A 19105-nucleotide genomic window follows, 5' to 3' on the forward strand; every position below is an offset into this window, starting at 1 on the left:
TCCGCGGAGGTGCACGGGGCAGGTCCGCGGAAGTGCTCAGGCGCGGGTGGTGAGGGCGGCCGGGAAGTCGACGCCGGTGAGCTCGGCCGAGGCCCTCCACAGCGCCGCCGCCGTCCGCAGGTCGCTGGCCGCGGCGCTGCGCCCGACCAGCGTCGGGTAGCCGCGGACCTCGACCGGGCCGTCGGGACCGGCGTAGCTGCCGCCGGGCAGGTCGGCGGTGGCCACGAACAGCGTGGGCAGCGCCCCCTGCTCGGCCGACTGGGCGACCACCCGGTTGCCCAGCGCCATCGCGACGTCCTTCACCCGGTTCTCGGTGCGGCCCTGCAGGTTGGTCGCCGACCAGCCCGGGTGGGCGGCCATCGCGCGCACCGGCGACCCGGCCGCGGTGAGCCGGCGCTGCAGCTCCAGGGTGAACAGCAGGTTGGCCAGCTTCGACTGCCCGTAGGCGCGCTCGGGCGAGTAGCGCCGCCGCTCCCAGTTGAGGTCGGCGAGGTCGATGCGGCCCGTCCGGTGCGCCGTCGAGGAGACGGTGACCACCCGGTCGGTGACCTGCGGCAGCAGCAGGTTGGTCAGCGCGAAGTGCCCGAGGTGGTTGGTGCCGAACTGCAGCTCGAACCCGTCGGCGGTGCGGCCCTGCGGCACCATCATGATCCCGGCGTTGTTCACCAGGACGTCGAGCGGGCCGTGCCAGCCGTCGGCGAAGGCGCGCACCGAGGCGAGGTCGGCCAGGTCGAGGCGGCGCACCTCGACCTCGCCGGGCAGGTCGGCGGCTGCCGCCTCGCCGCGGGCGGGGTCGCGGACGGCGAGCACCACGCGGGCGCCGGCCGTGGCCAGCGCCCGCGCGGTGGCCAGCCCCAGCCCGCTCGTGGCGCCGGTGACGACGACGGTGCGGCCGGTCTGGTCGGGGATGTCGGCGGGAGTCCAGCGGTTGGTCATGCCCGGACCAACGCCGCCTCCTCCGCCGGAGTGCCGCCGCCGGTGACGCCGACCGCCGCCTGCACGGCCGCGGCGTTGCGGTGGGCCAGGTCGAGCGCCGCCTCGCGCAGCGTGCACCCCCGGGCCGCCGCGTCGTCGGACACCGTGGTCACCAGCCGCCGCACCACCGCGTCGATCTTGGCGAACGACGACTCCGCGGTGGGCTCGACGTCGCCGAAGACCGTCCACCACCACCAGGCGTTGGTCATGACGTTGGCCAGGAAGTCGGGCAGCACCGGGATCCCGGCGGCGTGCAGCAGGGCCTCGGCGTCGGGCAGCGTGGGCATGTTGGCCCCCTCGACGACGGCCCGGGCGCGGATGCGCGGCACGTCGTCGGCGCTGATCACGTAGGACATCGCCGCGGGCACCAGCAGGTCGCAGCTGACGTCGAGCCACCCGTCGTTCGGGGCGGAGGTGTCCGAGGGGCGCAGCGCCGAGCGGTCGACGACGCCGAGCGGGTCGCGCGCGGCGAGCAGCGCCTCGACGTCGAGGCCGTCGTCGTTGCGGACCAGCCCCGCGCGGTCGGCCACGGCGACCACCGACACCCCGGCCCGGGCCAGGTAGCGCGCCGCGGCCCCGCCGATGGAGCCGAACCCCTGCACGACCGCCGTCGCCCCGGCGGCGGGCACGCCGGTGCGCTCGAGGTGCACCACGCCGGTGCGGGCCACCCCGTAGCCGCCGACCAGGTCGCCGAGCGAGACGCCGTCGACGTCGACGGCGAAGGCCCGCGTCAGCCGGCTGCGCGCCGCCGGGGCGTCCTCCAGCGTGGCGAAGACGGCCTCCACCGTGCTGGCCAGCCCGAGCCCGGCGGCGACCTCGTCGATCGTCTCCTGGCGCAGCCCGAAGTCCTCGCCGGTGTTCCACTGGCTGCGCACCACCGGCAGCACGGCGGCGAGGAACCGCCGCAGCACGTCGACCGCGCGGGGGTCGGCCGGGTCCAGGTCGATGCCGCCCTTGCCGCCGCCGAGGGGCAGGTAGCGGTCGGCCGGGTCGTAGACGAGGGCCTCCTTGCGGGTCATCCCGCGGGCCAGGCCGCGCACCTCCTCCAGCGTGCAGCCCTCCCGGATCCGCAGGCCGCCGCTGGCCAGCCCGCGGACCAGGGTGTCCAGGACCAGGTACCCCCTCACGCCGGTGACCGGGTCGGTCCACGTGGTCTCGAGCAGGGGGGCGCTCATCGGGCGGCTCCTTCACCGGTCGGAGGGGAGTGGCGGACGTGCACGACGGTCGGCCGGTTGGCGGCCAGCGCCCGGCGGACGGCGTCGGCCAGCCCGTCGGGGCCGTCGAGGGTCACGCCGTGGCAGCCGAGCGCCCGGCCGACCGCCGCGAGGTCGGGGGAGGGCAGGTCGACGGCGTGCACCGGGTCGTCGCGATCGCGCATCTCGTTGCGGATCTCGCCGTAGCCGGCGTTGTCGACCACCACGACCGGCAGCGGCAGCCGCAGGTCGGCGGCCATGGCGAGCTCGGGGAGGGTGAACATGACCCCGCCGTCGCCGAGCAGGGCGACGACCGGGGCGCCGGGGTCGGCGACCTTCGCGCCGACGGCGGCGGGCAGGCCGTAGCCGAGGGTGCCGAAGCCGGTGGGGAAGAGGAACGACCCCGGGCGGTGGGTGGCCAGGTTGGCCAGGGCGCCGTAGTAGCAGACCATCGCGTTGTCGGCGCCGACGACCGCGTCGCGCGGCAGCGCGTCGGCCAGCTGGGCGAGCAGCGGCAGCCACTCGGCGCCCTCGGCCCGCGCGTCGGCGTCCTTGCGCGCGCGCCACCCGGCCGCCCGCCCGGCGGCCGAGGGATCCGGCGAGCCGCCCTCCGGCAGCGCGGCGAGCAGGGCGTCGAGCGTGGCCGCGGCGTCGCCGACGAGGGCCACGGTCGGGACGGCGTTGACGACGCAGCCGACGGGGTCGACGTCGACGCGGACCAGCCGGTCCTCCAGCGGCAGCGGGCCGTACCAGAGGTCCGAGGGCGCCAGCTCGGTGCCCACGGCCAGGACGGCGTCGGCGTCGGCGACCAGGTCGCGGACGGCGGGCAGCTGCAGGCCCGCCCCCAGCGACAGCGGGTGGTCCTCGGGCAGCACGCCCTTGCCGTTGGTCGTGGTGACGGTTGGGGCGCCGAGCCGCTCGGCGACCCGCCGCACCTGCCCGGCGGCACCGCGGGCCCCGCCGCCGACGACGAGCACCGGCCGGGCGGCCCCGGCCAGGCGGGCGGCGGCCGCGGCGAGGTCGGGGCCGGCGGGCACGGCCGGCGCCGCGGCCGCCGGCCGGGTGGCGACCGCCGGGCCGGTCTCGAGCAGCACGTCGAGGGGCACCTCCAGGTGCACCGGGCGCGGCCGGCCGGCGGTCATGACCGCGAACGCCTGGGTGACCGCCACCGGGATCTCGGCGACGCTGGTGGCCCGGATGCTCGCTGCGGCGACCGCAGCCATGGCCGCGCCCTGGTCCCGCGTCTCGTGCAGCAGCCCGTTGCCCAGGCCCGGGTGGCGCAGCGGCAGCCCGGGGGAGACGACCAGCACGGGCACCGAGTCCGACCACGCCTGGCCGACCGCGGCGGCGGCGTTGAGCAGCGCCGGCCCGCTGGTGACGACGGCGACGCCGGGCCGGCCGCTGGTGCGGGCGTACCCGTCGGCGGCGTAGCCGGCGCCCTGCTCGTGCCGGGGGCTGACGTGCCGGACGCCGGCGAGCGCCAGGTGCCGGTAGATCTCCAGGTTGTGGGTGCCCGGGATGCCGAAGACGGTGTCGACGCCGTGCGCCACCAGGGCCGCCACCAGCGCCTGCCCGCCGCTCACCTCGGTGCCGGTCACCGCGGCCCCTCCTCGCCGGCGACCAGCAGGGCGTCGACCGCGACGGCCCCGGTGGGCCCGACGCGCAGCGGGTTGACCTCGGCCTCGGCCACGTCGCCCTGCTCGGCGACCAGCCGGGAGACCGCGGCGGCCACCTCGGCCGCCGCGTCGAGGTCGACAGCGGGGGCGCCGCGCCAGCCGGTGAGCAGCGCCGCGCCGCGCAGCCGGCCGAGCAGCTCGCGGGCCTGCCCGGCGGTGACCGGGGCGAGGGCCACCTGCACGTCGCGGTACACCTCGGCCTGCACGCCGCCGAGCCCGACGAGCAGCACCGGGCCGAACGCCGGGTCGCGGCGGGCGCCCACGATGAGCTCGACGACGTCGGGACGGGTGTCCATCTCCTCCAGCACGTACCCACCCTCCCCGAGGCGGGCGGTGAGGTCCCGCAGCGCGCCGACCGCGGCCTCGGCGTCGGTGAGCCCGGCGACCACGCCGCCGACGTCGCTGCGGTGCTCGATCCAGCCGGCCTTGAGCACGTAGGGCGCGCTCAGCCGGCGGGCCGCGGCGCGGACGTCGTCCGCCGTCCGCACCGGCTCGGCGCCCGGGTAGGCCACGCCGGACGCCGCCACCCGGGCGCGCGCCTCCAGGTAGGGCAGCGCCCGGCCGGTCGCCGCACCGGGGGCCGCGTCGGGCACCGGGTCGCCGCCGCCGGCGGCCAGACGCGTGGCCAGCGCCAGGGACCGGGCCGCGGCGTCGACGGTGTGCAGGGTCGGGACGGCGGAGGCGCGCAGCGTCCGCACGGCCTCGGAGTCCGGGCTCATGGAGTGCACCACCACCGGCCGGCGGTGCACGCGGACGGCGTCGGCGAGCGTCTTCACCACCTCCAGCTCGCGGTGCACCAGCTGCGGGGTGTCGGCGCCGTAGCAGCCGAAGTAGCCGGTGAGCACGACGGCGTCGACCTCGCCGCTGTCGAGCAGCGTCTCCACCACGCGGGCGTAGCTGTCGAGGTCCTGCTCGCCGGCGCCGGCCAGGTCGACGGGGTTGCCGACGGCGGCCGTCGGTGGCAGCGCGCGCGCCAGGGTCCCGGCCGTCGCCGGGCCGAGCCGGGGGACGACGAGTCCCTCGCGCGCCAGGGTGTCGGCGGCCAGCGCCCCCTGCCCGCCGCTGTCGCTGACGACCGCCACCCGCCGCCCGGGCGGCAGCGGGCTGCCCAGCAGCAGGTGCGCCAGCTCGACGGCCTGCGCGGGGGTGTCGACCAGGACCGACCCGGCGGTCCGGCACGCCGCGGACACCACCTCGGTGGCCGCCGTCAGTGCCCCGGTGTGCGACCGCGCGGCCGCCCGGCTGGCGTCGCTGGCGCCCACGGTGAGCACGACGACCGGCTTGCCCGCCGCGCGCAGCCGGGCCATCGCGCCGAGCAGCGCACGGCCGTCGGCGAAGCTCTCGAGGTAGAGGACCACCGCCCGGGTGGCCTCGTGGGCGACCAGGTCGTCGAGCACCTCCACCGCCGTGACGTCGACCTGGTTGCCGATCGAGACGAACCGCGAGACGCCCAGGCCGGCGTGCGCGGCCAGCCCGGCGAGCTCGAGGCCGAGCTGCCCCGACTGGGACACGATCGCCAGGTGACCGGGGGTGAAGGTGCCCCAGGCCAGCTCCAGGTCGGTGGCCGCGTCGTACACGCCCAGGCAGTTGGGGCCGACCAGGCGGGCGCCGGCGGCCCGCACCCGGGCGGCGAGCCGCCGCTCCAGGCCGGGCTCGCCGTGGGCGAGGTCGATCCCGGCGGTGATGGCCAGCAGGCCCCGGGCGCCGAGGTCGAGCGCCTCGTCGACCAGGCCCGGCACCGAGGCGGCGGGCGTGCAGAGGACGACGAGGTCGGGTGTCCCGGGCAGGTCGCGCAGCGAGGGCGCGGACGGCGTGCCGTCGATGACCGCCCCGCGGGCGTTGACCAGGTGCACCGGCCGCCGGGTGGCGCCCTGCAGCGCGCCGCGGGCCAGCCAGTACCCCCACTTGGCCGGGTCGGGGGAGGCCCCGACGACGGCGACCGACCGCGGGTCGCGGAAGACCGAGAGGTCGCCGGTCACGGGGAGCCCGTCAGCGACCGGGAGATGATCAGCCGCTGGATGTCGGAGGTGCCCTCCTCGAGCTCCTCGAGCTTGGCGTCGCGCAGCCACTTCTCCGGCAGGTACTCGCGGCTGTAGCCCCAGCCGCCGTGCGTCTGCAGCGCGGCGTCGGCCACCCACGTGGTGTTCTCGCTGGCGGTCACCTTGGCGATGGCCGACTCGGCCGCGCACGGGATCCCGGCGTCGTACAGCCGCGCCGCGCGCATCGTGACCAGGTGGGACACGTCGGTGCGGGCGGCCATGTCGGCCAGCCGGAAGGCGACGGCCTGGTGCTCGATGATCGGCCGGCCGAACTGGGTCCGCTCCCGCGCGTAGGCCACCGTGGCGTCCAGCGCGGCCCGTGACAACCCGGTCGCGCCGGCGCCGATGAGGATGCGCGACCCGTCGAAGGTGCGCATGAGGCCGTAGAAGCCCTGCCCCTCCTCACCGAGCCGGTCCTCCACCGGCACGCGGACGTCGCTGAGGAAGACCTCGGCGTTGACGATGCCGCGCTGGCCCAGCTTGCGCATCGGTCGGCCCACCGTGACGCCGGGCGTGGACCGGTCGACGACGAAGGCGGTGACGCCGCGGGAGCGCAGCGCCGGGTCCACCGTGGCGAAGACGACGAACGACGCGGCGTAGGGCGCGTTGGAGATCCAGGTCTTCTGCCCGTTGAGCACGTAGGAGTCCCCGTCGCGCACCGCCGACGTCTGCAGGCTCGCCGCGTCGGAGCCCACCCCGGGCTCGGTGACCGCGACCGCGGTCACCGGCGGCCGCGGGCCGGTGAGGGGGGTGATCCAGCGCTTCTTCTGCTCCTCGGTGCCCAGCGCCAGGACCGGCTCGGCGAAGAAGGCGCTCGAGGTCAGGAAGTTGCCGATGCCGATGTCGCCGTAGCAGAGCTCCTGCTGCACGAGGCACTGCGTGACCAGGTCGGTGACCCCGCCGCCGCCGTACTCGGCGGGGAGCATGTAGGAGGCCAGGCCCACCTGCGCGGCCTTCTCCCACAGGTCCAGCGGCGACTCGGTGTCGGCCTCGTCCACCGCACGGGCCCGCGGACGGATCTCCCGCGCGGCGAAGTCACGGGCCAGCGCGACGAACTCCCGCTGCTCCTCGGTGAGCTCGAGTCCGTCACGGATGGGGCGGGTCATGCGGTCTCCTCGGGTCACGGTGGGCTCGGGTCACGGTCGGATGGCCGGGCGTCGCGGACGCCGGCCGGTGCACGCAGGAGAGGTCAGGCGCCGGGCGACGACGCCGGGACGAGGACGCTCAGGCAGGTCACGCAGCCCTCGAGCTTCTCGAACTCGCCGATGTCGACGACCACGGGTGTGAACCCCAGGTCGGCGAGCCGGTCGGCCGTCCGCGGGGCCGCCGCGCTCATCAGGACCCGGTCCCCGCCGAGGGGGACGACGTGGCAGCCGGGCTCCTCGTCGACCGGCCGGGCGGCGGGCAGGACCCCGGGCTCGAGCAGCTCCGGCAGCGCCAGGAAGGTGCCGTCGGGCAGCGCGGTCACCGCCGACTTCAGGTGCAGCACCGCCTTGAGCCCGATCGGGACGACGGTGCGGCCCAGCGGCGCGACGTGCGCGCGCAGCTGCCGGATGCCCTCGGCGTTGGTGCGCCCGCCGCGGCCCACGTACACGGTGCGGCCCACCTGCAGGACGTCGCCGCCGTCGAGGGTGCCCTCGCCGTCGATGCGGACGACGTCGAGGCCGAGCTCGCGCACCGCGGCCTCGGTGCCGGCGACCTCCGCCCGGCGCGCGGGGGCGCCGCTGCGGGTGAGCACCGCCAGCTGGTCGACCACGACGACCGAGTCCTCGACGAAGGTGGCGTCCGGGCAGCCGGGTGCGGGCTCGACCTCGCGGACGTCCCAGCCGGCGTCGGCCAGCGCCGCCCGGTAACCGGCGTGCTGCGCGGCGGCGAGGTCGGCGTCGACCGGCACCCGCTCGAGGTGGGTGACGATGCCCTCGGCGAGGTCCGGGGTGGGGCGGCGGACCAGCGCCGTGCCTGCGGAGGTCACCTCACAGCCTCCCCGAGGCGAGGACCCGGCCGAGGAACTGGCGGGTCCGGTCCTCCTGCGGGTCCTCGAAGATCTGCGCGGGGGTGCCGCGCTCGAGGATGCGGCCCTCGTGCAGGAAGCACACCTGCGAGGCGACCTCCCGGGCGAAGCCCATCTCGTGGGTGGCCAGCAGCATGGTCAGGCCGTCCTGGGCCAGCTCGCGGACGATGGCCAGCACGTCGCCCACCAGCTCCGGGTCCAGCGCCGCGGTGATCTCGTCGAGGAGCAGCACCTGCGGGTCGGACGCCAGCGCGCGGACGATCGCCACCCGCTGCTGCTGGCCGCCGGACAGCGCGTCGGGGTAGGCGCCGGCCTTGTCCTTCATGCCCACCCGGTCGAGCAGCGCGAGCGCCTTCTCCTCGGCTTCGGCGCGCGACCGCCCGCCGACCCGGACCGGGGCCAGGGTGACGTTGCGCAGCACGCTCATGTGCGGGAAGAGGTTGTAGGACTGGAAGACCATGCCGACGTTGCGGCGCAGCCGGTTGACGTCGACCCCGAGGCCGCTGACCACGTCGCCGGCCACCCGGATCTCCCCGGACCGGATCGGCTCGAGGGCGTTGATGCAGCGCAGCAGGGTGGACTTGCCCGAGCCCGAGGCGCCGATGAGGCAGACGACCTCGTGCTTGGCCACCTCCAGGCTGACTCCGCGCAGGACCTCGTGCTCGCCGTAGTTCTTGTGCACGTCGTGGATCTCGAGGAACGTCATGACCGCCCCGTCCGGGTCTGCTCCTTGGCCAGGAGCCGGTCGACGTAGCGCGCCTGCGGGATCGTGATGAGCACGAACAGGACGGCGACCACGATGACCGGCGTGAGGTTGAAGACGTTGGAGGCCGTCAGCCGGGACTGCGCGAAGGCGTCGGTGACCCCCATGACGCCGATGAGCGCGGTGTCCTTCTGCAGGCCGATGAAGTCGTTGAGCAGCGGCGGGACGATCCGCCGCACCGCCTGCGGGACGATCACCGTGCGCAGCGTCATCCCGTAGGACAGGCCCAGCGAGCGGGCCGCCGCCCACTGGCTGGGGTGGATCGACTCGATGCCGGCCCGGTAGACCTCGGCGACGTAGCTGGAGTAGGTCAGCGTCAGGGCGATGATCGCCAGCCACACCGGCGAGAGGTCCTTGAAGACCGGCACCTGCGCGAGCTTCAGGCCGAAGCCGACCAGGTAGAGCGTGATGATGCTGGGGATGGCGCGGAAGGTGTCGACGTAGGCGATCGCCAGCCACCGCAGCGGCCGGCCGGCGCGGCCGGGCAGCAGCCGCATCACCGCGACCACCAGGCCGACCACGAGGACCAGCAGCTGGGCGCCGACGGCGACCTCGACGTTGATCCAGAAGGCGTCGAGGACGTTGGCGAAGCTGGACCGGAGGAACTCCCACCGCAGGAACGTCGTGGTGATGGCGCCGTCGTTGGCGGTGGTGAACCACACCAGGCCGGCGCAGATCAGGACGGCGAGCGCGTAGCCCATCGCGGTGTGCGCGTGCTCCCGGCCGGAGGCCGCCTGGTGCCGCGCCGGGGCGAGCCGGCCCGCGGCGAGGTGCCGGGCGCGCCTGCGGTCGTCGCCGAAGGCGCGCACGGCGGGCACCAGCGGCAGGAGCGCGACCACGGCGAGCGCCACGAGCAGCGCGTCCACCGCGGCCGGGGGCTCGAGCATGCGGTGCAGCGACCACAGCGCGAGCGCGGCCGCCAGGGCGCACAGCACCGCGACCAGCAGCGCCACGACCGCGGTCGGCAGGACCCGCTGGGGAGGCGTCGGCTCCGCCGCGACCGCCTCGGTCTCCGCGCCGCTGGTCACGGTGCTGCTGCTCACTGCACGGACCAGACCGGGACGGCGGCCGGGTCACCGCCCAGCTCGGGGCCGAGCCAGGTCGCCGACAGCTCGTCGAGCGTGCCGTCCTCGCGCATGGCCTCGATGGCCCCGCTGATGGCGTCGCCGTTCGGCGAGTCCTTGGGGTAGATCGCCGCGTAGGACTCGCCGCTCTCGTACTGGCCGACGACCTCGAGCGTGCCGCCGGAGTTCTTCGCGAACGCGAGCAGGATCGCGGTGTCCATGACGGCCGCGTCGACGACGCCGGAGCTGACCGCGGTCACGAGCGCCGTGGTGTCCGGGAAGACCTGGACCTCCTGCTCCGGCGCCAGCTCGCCCTGGGCGAACTCCACGGCCGTCGTCCCGAGCTGGACGCCGATCCTCTTGCTGGCCAGGTTCCCCTCGTCGATGCCGGCGTCGGGCGGCGCCAGGACCCCGATGTTGGAGTCGAAGTACGGCGCCGAGAAGGTGACGACCTCCTCGCGCTCGGGGGTCACCGAGATCTGGGCCATCGCCATGTCGAAGTCCTGCGTCTGCCCGGCGACCAGCGCGTCGAAGGACACGTTGTCGACCCGGAGGGAGTCCAGGCCGGCCCGGTGGGCGACGTTCGCGGCCAGGCAGTACTCGTAGCCGCCGTTGATCGACTCCGGGGTCTCGCCCTTCCACCAGCCGGGCGAGGGCAGGTTGGTCTGCACGGTGAACACGCCGTCGGTCACCGGCTCCAGCTCGATGGAGCCGGCCTCGCCGTAGAGCTCGCACTCGCCGAAGCCGCCACCACCACCGCCGCCGTCGGTGCCGGCACTGGCCTCGCTGCCGCCGGAGCCGCCGGAGCACCCGGCCACGAGGACGGCGGTCAGTGTGGTCAGGGACGCCAGGAGCGTTCTCTTGGCAGTCGGCACGTTACCCTCCGATGGTTGACGGACCCGTCAGTTATCAATCCGGCGGAGAGCGTGGCGTGGCTCACGAGAGGCTGTCAAGGGGACGCGTCGCACCTGGTCAGGGCGTTGTGCCACGACCGGCCGCTGCTCTAAGTTGACTGGCCAGTCAGTCCAGAACGGGGGATCGGCGCAGGGGAGGAGGGGGCGTGCCCAGACCCAGCGTGGAGGCGGAGCGGCGGGAGCAGATCCTCTCGGCCGCCTGCGAGGTGGTGTCCGAGATCGGCTTCAAGTCGCTGCGCATCGCCGACGTCGCCGGCCGCGCGGGGACGAGCAGCGGCACGGTCCACTACTACTTCGACACCAAGACCGCCCTCATGCGCGCGGCCTTCGAGTGGAACTTCACCCGGTCGCTGGAGCGCCGGCGCCACCTGCTGGAGGAGCACCAGGACCCCCCGCAGCGGCTGCGGGCCTTCGTCGAGTCCTATCTGCCGGGCGACCCGGAGACCGTGCGCGCCTGGCACGTGTGGGCCGAGCTCTGGGTGGAGGCGCTGCACGACCCCGATCTGCAGGAGCTCAACGAGCAGGTCTACGGCGAGTGGCGGCGGCTGGTGGCGAGCATCGTCCGCGACGGTCAGGACGCCGGCCTGTTCCGCGACGAGGACCCCGTGGTGGTCGCCAACGCGCTGATCGGCATGATCGACGGCCTCGCCCTCCAGGTGCTGCTCGGGTCGCGCAGCATGACGCTCGAGCGCATGCGGGCGGTCTGCGAGCAGGTGCTGCGCAGCCTGACCGTCGGGTCGTCCGCGCAGCCCCCGCTCGACGGCCGCGGGGCCGGGTCGACGGCGGCGACCGCATAGCGCGTCCGGGGCGAGCCGCCGGGCCAGGCCTCACTGTCCCGCAGCACCGGGCGCACGGGAGGCCCGGCCGGGTCGAGCGGCGGCGTCCCCGTGCCGAGCGGCACCGGCGCGACGAACAACTCGAGGTCGTCCACGGACCGGACGTGTGCCTACCCGGCAGCACCTCGGCCCGTGACGCGGGGGCTCATCGCGCCCCGCGACCGGGCGTCGACCTGCGTGCGAGTACCGGTGCCGCGCGGTCCTCGCACGCAGGTCGCATCAGCCGCGAGGCAGCCCGATCAGCAGCGCGTCCTCCGCGTCCACCGGGTGGTTCCCCGCGTCGGCGACCTGCCGGACCGTCCGCCACTGGCCCGGCGCCCAGGCACGGGTGAGCAGGCCGTCCTGCGACAGGGCGACCAGGGCACCGCTCTCCGTCGCCAGCAGCCCGGCCTCGATCTCCTCGTCCTCGCCGCCCGTGGTGCGCACCGTCCAGATCGGCATCCCGTGCTCCCCCTCCCGCGGCACCGCCTCCCGGCGCCGGTGCCAGCAGACAACGGGGTCCTGGGGGCCGGTGGCAAGCACTCCTGGGCGCGTCATCGCTGTGCGTCAACGGAACCGCATAGGACGGAACCGCGGAGGTCGCCACCAGAACCCCTGCGTCTCGTCCGCCGAGGTGCTCAGGGACTCCGCCACCAGGTCGCCCCGAGGGTGGTGATGAGGTCGGAGTGACGCGTGAGACGCGTGTGGGCACGCGTGGCGAGGGTTGCCAGTCGATGGGCCGAAGGTCAGCAGAAGCGGTTCCCGTACGAGCCGTATCGGAACGGCTCCGGTGTGTGAGGGTGACAGCCGTCTCGCCCCACAGATCTTCGGAGTCCGAACCATGCGTCGTCGTACCACCGCCGCTGTTGGTGTCCTCTTCACCGCAGCCCTGTCCTTCGGCCTCTCCGGCACGGCCCAGGCCGCCGACCTCTACAAGTGCGAGGACTTCCAGTACCAGGAGGACGCCCAGGCCGAATACGACAAGGACACGAGCGACCCGCACGGCCTGGACGGTCCCCCCGGGACCGCCTCGACCGGAGTCCCCGGTCTGGCGTGCGAGGACCGTCCGAGCAGAGGGACGAGCGGTGCGGTCAGCGCGACGACGGCCGGGTCCACCGGTGTCGCGGCCACGAGCGGTGGCGGCCAGGTCTCGACCCGGCCCGCGGGTGCCGTGGCCGCCGGTGACGGCAGCTCGGCCGGCGACGAGGCCAGCGCCCTGCCCTACGTCCTCGGCGGCGTCGCCCTGACCGCGGCCGGTGGCGCCGCGTTCGCCGCCCGGCGCAGCTCCCGCGCGACCGTCTGACCGTTCCGACGTGCACCACCGCGCACGCGCCACCCGCCCCGGCCCGTCAGGAACCGGTGCGGGTGGCGCGGTGCGCATCGTCGGGGCGTACCCCCCGCCGCTCCCTCCGGCACGAGCGGCAGACGCCGACGCTGACGCCGAGCTCGAGGCCCTCCTCGCCCGGCCGCCCCGGGTCACCCGCTACGGACGAACCGGTCGCCGCCCTTCCCGGCCCACCGCCGCCCGCGTCTGGGCGGGCACCTCGGTGGTGCTCGCCGCCGCCGGGGTCGCCGCGGTCGTCGTCCTGCCCCAGGACACGAGCGACCCCGTCCGGCTCGACGTCCCGGTCGCCGTGGCCGCACCGCCGGTCGCTGCGACCGCCACCCCCTCCGCGCCTCCCGCTCAACTGGCCAGCGCGGCGGCCGCCGCGCCGCAGTTGCCGGCCAGCACTCCGACCCGGGTCCAGATCCCGGCGCTGGGGGTCACCTCCCGGATCATGGAGCTCGGCCTCGAGCGGGACGGGTCCATGGAGGTCCCGCCGGGCGCCCATCCCGTGGGCTGGTACGACGGGAGCCCCACCCCCGGCCAGCTCGGGCCCGCGGTGCTGGCCGGCCACGTCGACTGGGAGGGCGAGCCCGGTGCCTTCTACGGGCTGCGGGAGCTGCGTCCCGGGGACACCGTCGTCGTCGACCGCGCCGACGGCACCGCCGCGACCTTCCGCGTCGACCGCGTCGAGGAGCACGCCAAGGACGACTTCCCGACCGAGGAGGTCTACGGCGACATCGAGCACGCCGGTCTGCGCCTGATCACCTGCGGCGGGGCCTTCGACGAGCACACGGGGGACTACCAGGACAACGTCATCGTGTTCGCCAGCCTCGCAGCGGCCGGCTGACAACCCAGCAATCCCGAGCGATCCCCGCACAGACAGGCCCTGTCGAGGGCGATCGGAAGCAGGCCCAGCAGATGCCCCGCGACTGACGGACGTCGCCCTGATGGACCAGTGGATGCCCGGCTCAGGACGTGCGACGCCGGATCCGCACGCCTGCCGGACTGGGTCTCGGCCGTCGACGGACAGGCGCGGAGGAGTTGCGTGCCTCGGCCGAGCGGATCCCTGCATTCGGGCGGCCGTCCCCTCACGAGGTCCACCGATCGAGGCCGGCCCCGAATCCAGCCGGTGATCGTACCTAGGGGTTGTTGCGGTTGGCCTGTCCACAGTTGGCGAGCCCGAGGTTGTCCACGAGTTGCTGATCCGCTGCGCCCGAGACCGTTGAGCCGAAGCCCGGCCCCGCCGCCTGGCTCACCACGACTCCAGCGCAGTTGTGCCCGGTCCCGGCGGGAGCAGCGGAAGCCGTACCGACCCCGCTCACCCACAACAGTCCGACACAACCCGCCGTGACCACCACGCGCGTCATCCGGCCCCCAGAGTTCTCGCGGCCGCGGGAGCGTCGCGCAAGTAGCGGCGCAACGTCCACCCGTTCCTGCGCGACGCTCCCGAGCTCTACTCGGTCGGGCCCGGGGTCGCACCCGTGGGTGACGGACTCCGTTCCGCTTCACCGCACGTCCCGTGTCGCGTAACCCATGTACGACACTGCCCGGCTCCTCGTCTGGCCGAAGTCGAGTCTGCGGCTCAGTTCCCCGTATGACATCCGTCCCCGCTGGGCTCGCACGAAGCCGAGGACAGCGCTCGCCGGGTTCTTGGCTCGCGGTCCCAAGCCCACCGTCTCGTGCAGGCGCAGCCCGTGGCGAGCCATCGTGGTGGCGAGGTCCTCCGGCTTGATGAACATGCCGTAGTCGTGCACCGGGGTGTCGAACGCGCGGGTCATGCGCCACTCCTGCATGACCTTGATGGCCAGGAGCTTGCTGGCGATGGTGCGGTTGACCGTGTCGAACAGGTAGATCCCGCCAGGCCTCAGCGCACGAGCGGTCTCGCGGATCACTGCTTCGAGGTCGGTGACGTGCTCGAGGACGTCGCAGCAGTAGACGAGGTCGAACTCACCGTCCTGCACCGGCAGGGCCTCCCCGGAACCGACGCGGTAGTCGATCTCCAGTCCGGCCTCGGCTGCGTGTCGGCGGGCGGTCTCGAGCGAGGGCGCAGACGGATCGACGCCGACGACTCGACACCCCACGCGGGTGAACTCCTCCGCGAGGAACCCACCTCCGCAGCCGATGTCCAGCGCGCGGAGCCCGGAGGGGTCCCGGCCGAGACGCTGCAGGACAGCGACGAAGTAGCCGAAGCGCGCCGGCGTGACGCTGCCGTGCAGCAGGTTGAGCGGTTCGTCCTCATCCCACCACCTGGCGGCGTGCCTGTTGTAGACGTCGTTGTCGATCGGCACTGGAACCTCCTCGTGATCCGGTGAGCGACGTGTGAGATGTCGCGACGGGGGTGTCGTGCAGAGCCGGCGGTCGGGGTCAGGCACTCCTGTCCCGGAGTGCGACTCCCCGAGCCCACGCGTCCACCTCGCGCTGCAGGTACCAGGTCAACAGCGGGTGCACCGCGCGCAGCAGCGCGCCACCCAGCCAGTTCCGTGCCTCCATCTCCCAGTGCCCGCTCACCCGGGTCCCCTCAGGCACGGGCCGGAACGTCACGTGGAAGGTGCCACCCACCGGGAGGCCGAGCACGCGGTTGGCGGAATGGGTCGGGCGTTCGAACGTGGCGTAGTCAGACGTGCTTCGCTTGTGCAGCGGTCCGAGCTTGTTGACCATCGTGTAGCGGGGCGTCCCGTCCGGCCGCATCTCGTAGTCCTCGACTGCTGCGACCGTCGGGGAGAACTGCACGATGTGGCGCAGCTGGTCCCCGAAGAGCAGGTCCCAGGTCTCCTCAGGGCTCAGCGGGAACACCGCCGACGCGTCCACTGATTGCACTCCACCTCTCCTCTCTGCCATGCGACGCGTCCGGAGGCTGGCGCCCACGAACGCCGAAACCGGAGCCGTGTCGGTCACCGTGGCCGGCAGCCACCCTGGGAGCGTGAGGTGTCCGTGGGGGGCCCATGCCCGCCCACCGGTGCGCCACGAGGATCGGGACGGACCGGGGGGAGCGGTGCATCGCGGACCGCTGCGCGTGCTCGTCATGACGCTCTCCTGGCAAGACGCCAGCACGGGAGGACAGTGTCCACCGAGGCGCCGCTGACAGGGGCGGACTGCCACGTCTCCCTGTGCGGGCAGTGGTGGTCCCCGGAGTTCAGGCCGACGGCCACCGGTACGCAGCGCGGGGCATCCGGCGGCGCTCCTGCGCCGTCAGCGCCCGGCGTGCTCCCGGACGCGGCCCGCGGGCAGGGCCGACGTCGCCTCCGTGTTGCCCGGCAGCGGCCGGAACCGCCGCAGCCGCAGGCTGTTGGTCACCACGAACACCGAGCTCAGCGCCATCGCCGCGCCGGCCACCATCGGGTTGAGCAGCCCGGCCATCGCCAGCGGGATCGCCGCCACGTTGTAGGCGAAGGCCCAGAACAGGTTGCCCTTGATGGTCGACAGCGTGCGGCGGGCCAGCCGGACGGCGTCGGCGGCGGCGCGCAGGTCGCCGCGCACGAGGGTCAGGTCGCTGGCCTGGATGGCGACGTCGGTGCCGGTGCCCATCGCCAGCCCGAGGTCGGCCTGGGCGAGCGCGGCCGCGTCGTTGACGCCGTCGCCGACCATCGCCACCGTCCGCCCCTCGGCCTGCAGCCGCCGGACGACGTCGACCTTCTCCCGCGGCAGCACCTCGGCCACCACCTCGTCGATCCCGACCTCGGCGGCCACCGCGCGGGCCGCGGCCGCGGAGTCGCCGGTGAGCAGCACCGGCCGCAGCCCCAGGTCGCGCAGCTGGCGCACCGCGGCGGCCGACGTCGGCTTGACGGTGTCGGCCACGACCAGCACCCCGCGGGCGGCACCGTCCCAGCCGACCGCGACCGCGGTCCGCCCGGCGGCGTCGGCACGGGCCACGGCCGCGGCCAGCTCCGGCGGCAGCGCGCCCACCAGCGACGGCCGGCCGACCACCACCGGCACCCCCTCGACGGTGCCCCGCACGCCGAGCCCCGCCTCGGCGCGGAAGCCGGTGACGGCGGGCAGCTCCCCGCCGCGCTCGCGGGCGGCCGTGGCCACCGCGGCGGCGATCGGGTGCTCGGAGGCGTCCTCGAGCGCACCGGCCCGGCGCAGCACCTCGCCGGCGTCCTCGCCGTCGGCGGCGGCGAGGTCGACCAGGCTCATCCGGCCGGTGGTGACCGTGCCGGTCTTGTCGAGCACCACGGTGTCGACGAGCCGGGTGGACTCCAGCACCTCGGGCCCGCGCACCAGGATGCCCAGCTGCGCGCCCCGGCCGGTGCCCACCATGAGCGCGGTCGGCGTGGCCAGCCCGAGCGCGCAGGGGCAGGCGATGATCAGCACGGCCACCGCGGCGGGGAACGCCCCGGCCAGGCCGGCGCCGGTACCGATCCAGAAGCCGAGCGTGGCCGCGGCCAGCGCGAGGACGACGGGGACGAAGACGCCCGAGACGCGGTCGGCCAGCCGCTGGACGGCGGCCTTGCCGTTCTGCGCCTCCTCGACCAGCCGCGCCATCTGGGCCAGCTGGGTGTCGGCGCCGACGCGGGTCGCGCGCACCACCAGCCGCCCGCCGGCGTTCACGGTGGCGCCCACGACGGCGTCCCCGGGGCCGACCTCCACCGGCACCGACTCGCCGGTGAGCATCGACGCGTCGACCGCCGAGGAGCCCTCGACCACCTCGCCGTCGGTGGCCACCCGCTCCCCGGGCCGGACGACGAACAGCTCGCCGACGCCGAGGGCGTCCACCGGCACCCGGGTCTCGGCCCCGCCGCGCAGCACGGACACCTCGCGGGCGCCCATCTCCAGCAGCGCCCGCAGCGCCGAGCCCGCCCGCCGCTTGGCGCGCGCCTCGGCGTACCGCCCGGCGAGCAGGAAGGTGGTGACGCCGGCGGCGGCCTCGAGGTAGACGTCGCCGGACCCGTCGGTGCGGGTGACGGTCAGGGAGAAGCCGTGCACCATGCCCGGCTCGCCGGCGGTACCGAGGAACAGCGCGTACAGCGACCAGAGGAACGCCGCACCCGTCCCGAGCGAGACGAGGGTGTCCATGGTGGCCGCACCGTGCCGCAGGTTGGTCCAGGCGGCGCGGTGGAACGGCAGCCCGCCCCAGACGACCACCGGCGCGGCCAGGGTGAGCGAGAGCCACTGCCAGGAGGTGAACTGCCAGGCCGGGACCATGCCGAGCGCGACGACCGGCAGCGTGAGCACCGCGGACACCACCAGCCGGGTGCGCAGCCCGGCGTCGGGGTCGGTCTGCGGGACGTCCTCCTCCGGCGGCGCGGGCAGCGCGGCGGTGTAGCCGGTCTTCTCGACGGTGGCGATCAGGTCCTCGGGCGTGACCTCCCCGCCGTAGGAGACGCGCGCCTTCTCGGTGGCGTAGTTGACGGTGGCGGTGACACCGTCCATCCGGTTGAGCTTCTTCTCCACCCGGGCGGCGCAGGACGCGCAGGTCATCCCGCCGATCGACAGCTCGATCTGCGTGGGGCCGCTCATCGCGCGTCCACCGTGACCGCGGCGGTCCGGACGACGTCGCCGTGCCGGAAGTCGAAGAACAGCCGGTGCGCGCCGGCCGCGGGCACCTCGACGGCGAACCGGACCTCCGCGCCGGAGGCGGTCGTCGGGTGCACGTGCAGGTAGCCGAGGTCGCCGGCGCGCAGGGCCACCAAGTGGCCGCGCGCACCCAGGTACGGCTGCAGGTCGGTCACCGGGACGCCGTCGCGCGCGACGCGCACCACCACCTCGGACTCCTGACCGGCGACCAGGTCGCCCTCGACGGTGACGGTGTAGCCGTCCACCTCGGCGGTGGACGACGGCGCGGGCAGCGGCACCGGCTCGCCGGTCCCGCCCACGGCGAGGTCGGCGCCGAGCACCAGGCCGGAGCCGAGGTCGCTGGGGGTGGCGTCGGCCAGCACCCGCCAGGAGCCCGGCTGCAGCGCCACCGCCGTCGTCCAGGTGCCGTCGGGGGCGAGCTCGGGGTGCAGGTGCTGGTAGCCGCTGAGGTCGCGGCGGACGACGACGAGGTGCAGGTCCTGCTCGTGCACCGTCTCGTAGGCGGTGACCGGGGTGCCGTCGGGGCCGAGCAGCCGGAACGACAGCGGGACGGCGTCGCCGGCGGGCAGGGCGTCGGCGGCCAGGTCGAGGGTGTGCCCCTCGGCCGAGACGGCGAGGCCCGCGGGCAGGCCGGTGTCCACCGGGGCGGGCTCGTGCCCGCCCGCGGCGTGGTCCTCGTCCTCGGCGTGCTCGGCGGCGGACGCCGGCGCGCCGACCGGACCCACCAGCGCGCCGACGCCCCATCCGGCGCCGAGCACGGCGGCCAGCCCCAGCACGGTGGCGCCCAGCCGGGCGGCGGTGCGCATCGGGTCCT

At 75.1% G+C, this 19105-nt stretch carries 17 protein-coding genes; 3 read left to right on the top strand and 14 right to left on the bottom strand.

The window, feature by feature from the left end; all coding sequences use genetic code 11:
* Positions 1-36 precede the first annotated feature (36 nt).
* The 9 genes from LY71_RS14630 to LY71_RS14670 all read right to left on the bottom strand — a co-directional run bounded on the left by LY71_RS14630 (position 37) and on the right by LY71_RS14670 (position 10596).
* The gene (locus LY71_RS14630; protein WP_106278843.1) at positions 37-936 is read right to left on the bottom strand and encodes an oxidoreductase; all 900 of its coding nucleotides are present in this window, start codon (positions 934-936) and stop codon (positions 37-39) included.
* On the bottom strand, positions 933-2150 hold the full coding sequence (locus LY71_RS14635) for a Glu/Leu/Phe/Val dehydrogenase dimerization domain-containing protein (protein ID WP_106278846.1): 1218 nt from the start codon (positions 2148-2150) through the stop codon (positions 933-935). Before LY71_RS14635 ends, LY71_RS14630 begins: the two co-directional genes overlap by 4 nt.
* Positions 2147-3766 carry a 5-guanidino-2-oxopentanoate decarboxylase gene (locus LY71_RS14640; RefSeq protein WP_211297351.1) on the bottom strand — a complete coding sequence of 540 codons (1620 nt, stop codon included), beginning with the start codon at positions 3764-3766 and terminating at the stop codon, positions 2147-2149. The genes LY71_RS14635 and LY71_RS14640 overlap by 4 nt, the downstream gene beginning before the upstream one ends.
* On the bottom strand, positions 3763-5823 hold the full coding sequence (locus tag LY71_RS14645) for an acetate--CoA ligase family protein (protein WP_106278849.1): 2061 nt from the start codon (positions 5821-5823) through the stop codon (positions 3763-3765). The genes LY71_RS14640 and LY71_RS14645 overlap by 4 nt, the downstream gene beginning before the upstream one ends.
* Complete coding sequence (locus tag LY71_RS14650; protein ID WP_106278852.1) at positions 5820-6989, bottom strand: acyl-CoA dehydrogenase family protein; 1170 nt, start codon at positions 6987-6989, stop codon at positions 5820-5822. Before LY71_RS14650 ends, LY71_RS14645 begins: the two co-directional genes overlap by 4 nt.
* 83 nt (positions 6990-7072) lie before the next feature.
* Positions 7073-7855 carry a dimethylargininase gene (gene ddaH / locus LY71_RS14655; protein WP_106278855.1) on the bottom strand — a complete coding sequence of 261 codons (783 nt, stop codon included), beginning with the start codon at positions 7853-7855 and terminating at the stop codon, positions 7073-7075.
* A gap of 1 nt (position 7856) precedes the next feature.
* Entirely contained in the window at positions 7857-8600 is a 744-nt protein-coding gene (locus tag LY71_RS14660; protein ID WP_106278858.1) for an amino acid ABC transporter ATP-binding protein, read from the bottom strand.
* Positions 8597-9700, bottom strand: coding sequence for an amino acid ABC transporter permease (locus LY71_RS14665; RefSeq protein WP_211297352.1), 1104 nt, complete (start codon positions 9698-9700; stop codon positions 8597-8599). Before LY71_RS14665 ends, LY71_RS14660 begins: the two co-directional genes overlap by 4 nt.
* A complete protein-coding gene (locus LY71_RS14670) occupies positions 9697-10596 on the bottom strand; it encodes an ABC transporter substrate-binding protein (RefSeq protein WP_211297353.1) in 900 nt (299 codons plus the stop codon). The genes LY71_RS14665 and LY71_RS14670 overlap by 4 nt, the downstream gene beginning before the upstream one ends.
* 185 nt (positions 10597-10781) lie before the next feature.
* Between LY71_RS14670 and LY71_RS14675 the strand changes: the two genes are divergently transcribed.
* Positions 10782-11432, top strand: coding sequence for a TetR/AcrR family transcriptional regulator (locus LY71_RS14675; protein ID WP_106278864.1), 651 nt, complete (start codon positions 10782-10784; stop codon positions 11430-11432).
* A 258-nt stretch (positions 11433-11690) separates the two neighbouring features.
* Here the strand turns inward: LY71_RS14675 and LY71_RS14680 are convergent, their stop codons facing one another.
* Positions 11691-11912: a hypothetical protein gene (locus LY71_RS14680; protein WP_146146152.1), complete on the bottom strand. Its 222-nt coding sequence runs from the start codon at positions 11910-11912 to the stop codon at positions 11691-11693.
* A 379-nt stretch (positions 11913-12291) separates the two neighbouring features.
* On the opposite strand from LY71_RS14680, the gene LY71_RS14685 reads away from it, so the two are divergent.
* Both LY71_RS14685 and LY71_RS14690 read left to right on the top strand, forming a co-directional pair.
* Positions 12292-12753, top strand: a complete 462-nt coding sequence (locus LY71_RS14685; RefSeq protein ID WP_106279097.1) for a hypothetical protein — start codon at positions 12292-12294, stop codon at positions 12751-12753.
* A gap of 244 nt (positions 12754-12997) precedes the next feature.
* Positions 12998-13624 (top strand): class F sortase, encoded by a 627-nt coding sequence (locus LY71_RS14690; protein ID WP_245887910.1) that lies wholly within the window; start codon positions 12998-13000, stop codon positions 13622-13624.
* Between the two features lie 658 nt (positions 13625-14282).
* Here LY71_RS14690 and ubiG read toward each other — a convergent pair.
* The 4 genes from ubiG to LY71_RS14710 all read right to left on the bottom strand — a co-directional run bounded on the left by ubiG (position 14283) and on the right by LY71_RS14710 (position 19097).
* The gene (ubiG, locus tag LY71_RS14695; protein WP_106278871.1) at positions 14283-15065 is read right to left on the bottom strand and encodes a bifunctional 2-polyprenyl-6-hydroxyphenol methylase/3-demethylubiquinol 3-O-methyltransferase UbiG; all 783 of its coding nucleotides are present in this window, start codon (positions 15063-15065) and stop codon (positions 14283-14285) included.
* Between the two features lie 76 nt (positions 15066-15141).
* Positions 15142-15594 (bottom strand): SRPBCC family protein, encoded by a 453-nt coding sequence (locus tag LY71_RS14700; protein ID WP_170121368.1) that lies wholly within the window; start codon positions 15592-15594, stop codon positions 15142-15144.
* Positions 15595-15966: 372 nt separating this feature from the next.
* Positions 15967-18234, bottom strand: a complete 2268-nt coding sequence (locus tag LY71_RS14705) for a heavy metal translocating P-type ATPase (RefSeq protein WP_106278877.1) — start codon at positions 18232-18234, stop codon at positions 15967-15969.
* The gene (locus LY71_RS14710; RefSeq protein ID WP_106278880.1) at positions 18231-19097 is read right to left on the bottom strand and encodes a hypothetical protein; all 867 of its coding nucleotides are present in this window, start codon (positions 19095-19097) and stop codon (positions 18231-18233) included. Before LY71_RS14710 ends, LY71_RS14705 begins: the two co-directional genes overlap by 4 nt.
* Positions 19098-19105 lie beyond the last annotated feature (8 nt).

Origin of the sequence: Geodermatophilus tzadiensis (genome assembly GCF_003002915.1) — a bacterium.
Taxonomy (GTDB): domain Bacteria; phylum Actinomycetota; class Actinomycetes; order Mycobacteriales; family Geodermatophilaceae; genus Geodermatophilus; species Geodermatophilus tzadiensis.